Annotated in this window: 4 protein-coding genes and 1 pseudogene; 4 read left to right on the plus strand and 1 reads right to left on the minus strand. The window is 42.4% G+C overall.

Translation table 11 applies throughout. The features are described from left to right. Window positions 1-1,703: 1,703 nt before the first annotated feature. The 3 genes and pseudogenes from nifJ to B4N75_RS02320 all read left to right on the plus strand — a co-directional run bounded on the left by nifJ (window position 1,704) and on the right by B4N75_RS02320 (window position 5,904). On the plus strand, window positions 1,704-5,246 hold the full coding sequence (gene nifJ, locus B4N75_RS02315) for a pyruvate:ferredoxin (flavodoxin) oxidoreductase (protein WP_296692932.1): 3,543 nt from the start codon (window positions 1,704-1,706) through the stop codon (window positions 5,244-5,246). Window positions 5,247-5,517: 271 nt separating this feature from the next. Continuing rightward, a pseudogene (locus tag B4N75_RS09245) lies at window positions 5,518-5,679 on the plus strand (DUF3791 domain-containing protein); the annotation flags it as partial. Window positions 5,680-5,694: 15 nt separating this feature from the next. Beyond that, window positions 5,695-5,904, plus strand: coding sequence for a hypothetical protein (locus tag B4N75_RS02320; RefSeq protein WP_296667867.1), 210 nt, complete (start codon window positions 5,695-5,697; stop codon window positions 5,902-5,904). Between the two features lie 5 nt (window positions 5,905-5,909). Here B4N75_RS02320 and B4N75_RS02325 read toward each other — a convergent pair whose 3' ends face one another. After that, window positions 5,910-7,265, minus strand: coding sequence for an AAA family ATPase (locus tag B4N75_RS02325; RefSeq protein WP_296667869.1), 1,356 nt, complete (start codon window positions 7,263-7,265; stop codon window positions 5,910-5,912). Between the two features lie 427 nt (window positions 7,266-7,692). Between B4N75_RS02325 and B4N75_RS02330 the strand changes: the two genes are divergently transcribed. Further along, the gene (locus B4N75_RS02330; protein ID WP_296667871.1) at window positions 7,693-8,469 is read left to right on the plus strand and encodes a DUF4469 domain-containing protein; all 777 of its coding nucleotides are present in this window, start codon (window positions 7,693-7,695) and stop codon (window positions 8,467-8,469) included. The last annotated feature ends 43 nt before the right edge of the window (window positions 8,470-8,512 follow it).

The raw sequence follows: 8,512 nt of genomic DNA on the forward strand, positions 1-8,512 counted from the left end.
ATGACAAAACTTTTTTATTTAATTATAATTAAGTTGAGGGGACTTTACTTATTAAATGATCTTTTTATGACAGATTCGTAAAGATCAAATGACCATCAGGTAGACCAGAGATTTTTCTCTGGTCTTTTTTTTATCCACATCTATTTATAATGGCAGCTGAAGAATTTGGTGTCTTGCCTGTGGATAACTTGTTTAAAAATGCGGCAATCTCAAAAAAAAAGTGTTTTGAAAAATTTAATTCCTTATTATAAAAGAATTTAACTAAATTTTGTTGAATTTTATTTTTATGTCCGAATGTGGAATACTTGTGGATAACTTTTGTTTATGACTTTATCTATGTTTCATGAGAAACACTTTTGATTTTAGTTTTATGAAGAAGTTTTTTATTCAAAAAATTTCATCATTTTTCTAGTAGGGTAATTCAAGAATTTGTGACGTTTCATGAGAAACATTTTTTTTAACATAAAAATGGAATTTTAACTTTATTGAAATGCAGGCGAAAAGTTATAAAAACTTTTTTTAACAGAATGTTTCATGAGAAACAAATTGCTTTATTAGTTAAATAAATTTTGTGTTGTTGATGAAACTACTGAAAGTTGAGTTTTATAAAAAATGAAAATTTACTAAAAATCTGGCAAAAATGTTTCATGAGAAACAAGTTGTCAATAGTCTTAATTTCGAGTTTTATAATTTAATGTCATTGCCGAGATTGTCACTCCCTTGTTGTATCTGGCTTGAGGCGATAATCTATTGAAAATTTCCAGTAGATTTCTGGCTAAGTTTGCAGCGTAACCATCACACTGTCGCAGCACGTGAATGATACTTAAATTACTGTTCTTATCAAAACTCGATGCTTAGGTTAATACTCAATACTTGTTGAGGAACTTAATATTAAGTATTGATTTGTTTTAAAGTATTAAAATAGTGGTGCATTGAAATATGAAGATATGAGATAAAAAACACACAGAGGTTAGTGAAGTTGTTTCATGAGAAACATTTGATAATTTTGTTAAATGATAAGTGATAATTATGAGTAAAACTGTTTAATATAAGCGTAAAATTTTTCATTTATTCGAAAAGGTATTTTTAACTGATAAAAATGTTTCATGAGAAACACTTTTATAAAAAGAAAAATCCGTTTTAAACTATTAACCGTTAGTTTGTTTAAAGATGTTTTAAATGACGAATGTTCGTCATTTAAAAATAGATATTTCCTTTTTATATATGTGATAAAAAACTGGGTAAAAATAAAAAAATGTAGGAAATTGCGAGATTTTTATTCTAAATAGCCTCTGAACTTCGAATTTTATAGTTTAATGTCATATCTGGCTTGAGCCGATAATCTTTTGAAAATTTCCAACAGGTTTCTGACCGAGTTTACTGAGAAAAAAACGCACTGTCGTAGCACACGTGAATGACACTTAAATTATTATTCTTATCAAAACTTAATATTTGGACTAGATAATACTTTTTGTATTTTATAAAACTTATTAAAGTTCAATTTTTTGTCAAAGTGTTTTAATCGCTTTGTTTGATTGTTGTGGATTGAGTTGTTTATTGCAATAGATTTTTGTATTTTCAAATTCAAATGAAGACATAATATTGAAAAAAATCAAATCAGGTTATAAAATAATATAAATTTCAGAATTAACTTTTCTGCTTCTATTTGACAAAAAAATCCATAGTTAATTTAGGAGGACAATATGTCCAGAAAGAAACAGTCGATGGATGGAAACCAGGCTGCGGCTCACGTCGCTTATGCTTTTACTGAGGTAGCCGGTATTTATCCTATCACCCCGTCGTCTCCAATGGCCGACTGGGTTGACAACTGGTCTGCGAACGGCCAGAAGAACGTTTTCGGTGAAAAAGTAAAAGTAATCGAAATGGAATCTGAGGCAGGCGCGGCGGGAACTGTTCACGGTTCTCTCGCTTCGGGAGCTTTGACAACAACTTTCACAGCTTCCCAGGGTCTTCTTTTGATGATTCCGAATATGTACAAGATTGCGGCTGAGCAGCTTCCTTGTGTATTCCACGTTGCTGCGCGCTGTGTCGCAACTCAGTCTTTGAACATTTTCGGCGACCACTCAGACGTTTACGCTTGCCGCCAGACTGGAGCCGCAATGCTCGCTGAGTCTAACCCTCAGGAAGTCATGGACTTGGCTCCGGTTGCGCACTTGGCTGCAATCGAGGGAAAAGTCGCTTTCATCAACTTCTTCGACGGATTCCGCACTTCACACGAGATTCAGAAAATCGAGCTTTGGGACTACGCTGACCTCAAAGAAATGCTCAACATGGACGCTGTAAAGGAATTCCGCGCGCACGCGCTTAATCCAGAGCATCCTGCAATGCGCGGCTCTCACGAGAACGGAGACGTTTTCTTCCAGCACCGCGAGGCTTGCAACTCAACTTACGACGCACTTCCAGCAATCGTTGAGAAATACATCAACAAAATCAACGAGAAGCTCGGAACTCACTACGGCCTGTTCGACTACTACGGCGCGCCGGACGCTGACCGCGTAATCGTTGCGATGGGCTCAATCTGCGACGTTGCAGAGGAAGTCATCGACTATCTTACAAAGAAAGGCGAGAAAGTCGGCCTTGTAAAAGTCCATCTCTACAGACCGTGGGTTTCTGCAAAATTCCTTGAAAAACTCCCGAAAACCGTAAAGAAAATCGCAGTTCTCGACAGAACAAAGGAGCCAGGCTCTCTCGGAGAACCGCTTTACCTTGATGTTGCCGCAACTTTGCGCGAGGCTGGCTTGAACGATGTAGTTCTTACAGGCGGCCGCTACGGTCTCGGCTCAAAAGACACTCCTCCAAGCTCAGTGTTCGCAATCTACACAGAGCTTGCAAAAGACGCTCCAAAATCACGCTTCACAATCGGAATTGTTGACGATGTTACTCATCTTTCATTGCCAGAAGTCAAGCCGGCTCCAATCACATCTGCTGAAGGAACTGTAGAGTGCAAATTCTGGGGAATCGGCGGTGACGGAACTGTCGGAGCCAACAAGGACTCGACAAAAATCATCGGCGACCACACAGACAAGTACATTCAGGCTTACTTCCAGTACGACTCAAAGAAGACAGGAGGAATCACAATTTCTCACCTGCGCTTCGGCGACCATCCAATCAAGTCTCCTTACTACATCAATCAGGCTGACTTTGTTGCCTGCCACAACCAGTCTTATATCATCAAGGGATACAAGATGGTTCAGGATGTCAAGAAAGGCGGAATCTTCCTTATCAACTGCCAGTGGTCAGACGAGGAACTTGACAAGCATCTTCCTGCAGAGTCAAAGAAATACATCTACGACAACAAGATTAAAGTCTACACAGTTGACGCTGTAGACATCGCGACAAAAATCGGACTTGGAAAACGCACTTCAACAGTTCTCCAGTCCGCATTCTTCAAGCTCGCGAACGTTCTTCCTTCAGAAGAAGCAATCAAATACATGAAGGAAAAGGTTGTCGCAAAGTTCTCTAAGAAAGGACAGGACATCGTCGACATGAACTGCCAGGCGATCGACCAGGGAGCGGGCGCACTGCACGAGGTAAAAGTTCCTGAAAGCTGGGCAAATCCGGCTCCGGACGCTGCAAAGCCTGCTCTCAAGGGCGAGGCAAAAACAGTCGCTATGGTCGAGAAGCTCATGAATCCAATCGGACTTATGGACGGAGACAACCTTCCTGTTTCTGCATTCAAGGACAATCCGGACGGACAGTTTGAGCTTGGAGCTTCCGCATACGAGAAGCGCGGAACAGCGGTCATGGTTCCAGCATGGAATTCAGAGACTTGTGTTCAGTGCAACTCTTGCGCGTTTGTCTGCTCTCACGCGACAATCCGCCCGTATCTTCTTACAGCCGACGAGGCTTCAAAAGTTGAGGGACTCGGAGCAAAGACTCTCGCTGTAAAGAACCCGAAACTTTCACAGTACAAATACACACTGTCTGTTTCTCCGCTCGACTGCATGGGCTGCGGCGAATGCACAACAGTTTGTCCTACAAAATCTCTCACAATGGTTCCGCAGGAAAGCCTTGTCAAGAACCAGCCGCAGTGGGATTACCTTGTAGCTAATGTTTCTAAGAAGCCGGAAGTTGACACATTGCCGCTTTCACCGATGACTTCACAGTACAGCCAGCCATTGCTTGAATTCTCAGGCTCTTGCGCAGGCTGCGCAGAGACATCTTACGCTCGCCTTATCACTCAGCTTTTCGGAGAGCATATGTACATTTCAAATGCTACAGGCTGCTCTTCAATCTGGGGCGGCCCTGCCGCTACAGCTCCTTACACAATCAACAAGGACTCAAAGAAAGGACCTGCTTGGGCTAACTCACTCTTTGAGGACAACGCTGAGCACGGACTTGGAATGTACGCAGGACAGAAATTTATCCGCGACAACCTTATTTCAAAGCTCGAGGAAGTTGAATCTAAGACAGACAATGCTTCCCTTAAAGCAGCAATTGCAAAATACTTGGAGACAAAGAACGACACAATCGCAAACTCTCCTGCAACAGACGCTCTTGTAAAAGAGCTTGAAGCTTGCGGATGTGAAACTTCTAAAGAAATCCTTGAAAAGAAAGACTACCTTGCAAAGAAATCTGTATGGATTTTCGGCGGCGACGGATGGGCTTACGACATCGGATTCGGCGGACTGGATCACGTTCTTGCTTCCGGAGAAAATGTCAACGTCATGGTATTCGACACAGAAATGTACTCAAATACAGGCGGACAGGCTTCTAAGGCTTCAAACATCGGCGAAGTCTGCCAGTTTGCTGCCGCAGGAAAAGAGATGGGCAAAAAGTCTCTCTCTGAAATTGCAATGAGCTACGGCTACGTTTACGTTGCGCAGATTGCGCTCGGCGCAAACCCGGCTCAGGCTCTCAAGGCAATCAAGGAAGCAGAGGCTTACAACGGACCTTCCCTCATCATCGGATACGCGCCTTGCGAGCTCCACGGTGTAAAGGGCGGAATGAACCACTGCCAGGACGAGATGAAGGCAGCTGTAAAGGCCGGCTACTGGAACCTGTTCAGCTTCAACCCGGCTCTCAAGGCAGAAGGAAAGAATCCGTTCACGCTCACTTCAAAAGAGGGCGACGGAACTTACCAGAGCTTCCTTAACAACGAGACACGCTACTCTTCACTTACACGCAAGTTCCCAGAACGCGCGAAAGTTCTGTTCAACAGAAACGAAGAGGCTGCAAAGGCAAGATTTGTTCACTTGCAGAAACTTATCGAGCTGTATAAATAAGATAAGCTAAAAAACTACGGCGGCTGAACTTGCATAAACGCAAAAAGCCGCCGTAAAACAGAACGCCCGCCGGACTTGGCAAAACCAAGCCAGGCGGGCGTTTTTTATGCGCATAGGTTATTTTTTTTGTTATTCGCTTCCTCAGATAAGTTTAGAATTCACAAAATATGTGTTAAAATTATCTACAAATAAAAAATGTCCCGCAATCTTTTTTCTGGAGAAAAAATGTCAGTTCTTTCATTTAAAGCATATTGCATAGAACTACGCCGAATATAAAAATATTCCGTCATCTAAGGTTTTTAAGGATTTTGAAAAAACAAGGCTTCTGAACCATCTTGAAAGTGACTATGAAGATTTGCACGGAATGGGAAAAACATATCTGATGGATTATTTTGACAAGTGGCTTTCAAGCGGCGCGGAAAATCATCTGTGAATGAGGCGGTGAAAAATGTCAGACACACATCATCTTGTAAAGACGATTCTGATTCCTCAGATTGCAGAGCTTCTTATGAAAAACAAGAATATGACAGAAAACGAAGCCCTGCGGATGATTTACAATTCCCCGGTGGCAGAATTGCTTGAAGACGACTCGATGGGGCTGTACGGTCAAAGCGCATTGTATTTGTACAGCCTGATTGAAAACAGTTTTCTTGCCTAATCCCTCTAAATCCTCGGCACGCCGCCGAAGTTTCCCTCAAGATAGTTCTCGTCCATCACCTTGTCTATGCGCACCTGCTTCTCGTCAAAATTTGAGAGCCTGCTTGAACCGTCGGCCTGAGAGTCGCAGACCCACACCTCGTCGCGGCGCAGGAATTTATGGCTCATCAGCCTTGTCTCATGCGTTGTAACAATAAGCTGCACGTTGCGGTCCTTCACAACCTCAAAGAACGTCTCTATAAATTTAATCGTCAGAAGAGGATGCATGCAGCGGCTTATCTCGTCAATCACGAAAACCTTGTTCTTTGCCGTCATAAGAACGTCCAGAAGCTGGAAAAGCCTGTAAGTTCCGTCGCTCTCGCGCCTCATCTCGTAGTCAACTTTCTCGTCCCCGTACTGATGGACAAATTTCAGGGCGTAATATTTCGCGTTTCCGCTCGCGTCGAGCTTTATTGTGAATATGTTCGCGCGGTTTCTTATTACAGCAGACCAATGGCTTTTCTGACCGCTTATAATGCTGTTTGTCCGCACCATATTCATCTGAAAGTCAAGGTTTGTCTTGTCGATAAAAGAAAGGTTCGCCTTTACCTTGTCCTCGCTCACTTCCTCTTTCTTGATTTCCACAATCCCAGTCCCGAATTTCTTCAGAAGCTCAGCGTAATCCTTTAGCGAGCATGAGTCATCAAGAAGGGCAGTGTCGTTTATCGGCTGGTCAGGATAAATCACCTCAAAGCTTTTTGCGAACCATTCAAAAATCCGCCTTAGAATAACCGCACTGGCGTTCTTCTCGTAGAAAGACTTTGTGTTGTGGTTCATGCAGTAGAGAAAAGGGCTTTCGCCGCCTGAAAAAACATTCGCAAGAACCTTTATCTCCCGGCAGTTTTCAAGTACAGAGCCGAACACAATTCCGGACTCAAGAGACTCTTTCTTAAAGAGATATTTTTTCTCCTCAGACTTTTTAAAATAAAGCCACTCTGAAACAACGAGCTTCTTCTGCATATCGACTTTAAGCCCGTAAGTATACGGAACGTCGTCAACTAGAAAGCAGATTTCAAAAAACGACGGCTTTTCCTTGTTTCCGCTTTTAATGCGGCAGTAAAGCTCGGCGGAATTCTGCACAATATGCCCCGAAAGAATATAGCTTCTAAGAACGTTCATCGCCTTGAAAAAGTTGGACTTGCCCGCGCTGTTCGCTCCGTAAACCGCGGCGAACTTCAGCACGCCGGTCTTCAAGATTGCAGAGCCGCTTTTCGGATAGTAAAGGTGGTCTTTTTTTGTGCGGAGCTTTTTTCCGCCTGCCAAAGAAATGGTCTGTATTGAGTCATAAGACAAGAAATTTCCGCATGAAAATGAAACGAGCATATCAGCCCCCAAACGCAGTTTGCTCTCCGTTTTTCTCGCATTACACGAATAATATTCATATTTTCGGAATAATTCAAGATTTCTTTAATATTTTTTGATATTTTATTCGATTTTTACGAATTTAAATTTGACAAATCGGCTGAGGGCAGTTATATTTTAGACACAGTTAATTCGGTTTTATCGAATTAAAAAACAACAGGAGGCAAACAAATTGATTTTCTAAAAAAGGCTTGTCCGCCTTTAAAAACGGACAGAAAGACAAAAAGAAAAGTTTCGGAGTTTCCAGAAAACATTTCTTTTTTTTGAACAAGACGGGCAAGGCCGGAAGCAAAATCCGGGCCTTTTATAAAAAGATTCAGGACTAAATTATGAATGGAATTGTAAAAAGCCTGAACCGACGAATTTATTCACATACAAGAGGTATAAGATGAATATCAACACATTAAGCACAACAGCAGCTGAACACAAATCAAACGAAGTGCCGTTCGCGCTATATAAAAACACGCTAAACGGCAAAACAGCCGGAAGCTACTATGCGCGCGTCATTAACCAGGGAACCTGCACAACAGAAGACCTGGTCTGCGACATTATCACCGCAGGGCTTAACAAAAGCTACTCAAAGGAAGAGCTTTTGTCTGTCGCAGCCCTTTTAAGAAACGCGAAGCTTGCCAGAATCCTTAGCGGCTGCACCGTTGACGACGGATTCACAAAAAGCAGCCTGAAACTTTCCGGCGTTTTCAAGTCAAAAAACGACACATTCAGCGGCGACCGCCACGCTCTTTCTGTTTCGTGCTGCGTAACGGCGGAGACAAAGGAGCTTGTAAAGGAGATTGTTCCTGTAATCAGGCAGGGAAACAGCATTTCTCCTGAAATCACAGAAGTTCATGACCTTGAAAGCAAAAGCGCGGAATGTCTTACAAAAGGCGGCTTTCTCTGTATAAAAGGAACAAACATCGCAGTCTGTGGCGGGAATGAGGACGTGGGGCTTTACTTTGTGAATACAAAAGACGAGACAAAGAGCGTAAAGCTCGCCGCAGAAAAGCTCGGACGCAACGAGCCAAAGACAGTCTCGTGCGTTGTTCCCAGCGAGCTTGAAAGCGGAAGCTACAGGATAATGATAAAGACGCAGTATACAAGCGGGAAAAATTTTTCAAAAGAAACAAAGACGCATACATTTGAAAAAGAGTTTCAGACAGCCGACTAGTTAACTAGCCCAAACTTCGAATTTTATGATTTTATGTCATTAT

Source organism: Treponema sp. UBA7570 (assembly GCA_002477955.1).
Classification (GTDB): Bacteria; Spirochaetota; Spirochaetia; order Treponematales; family Treponemataceae; genus Treponema_D.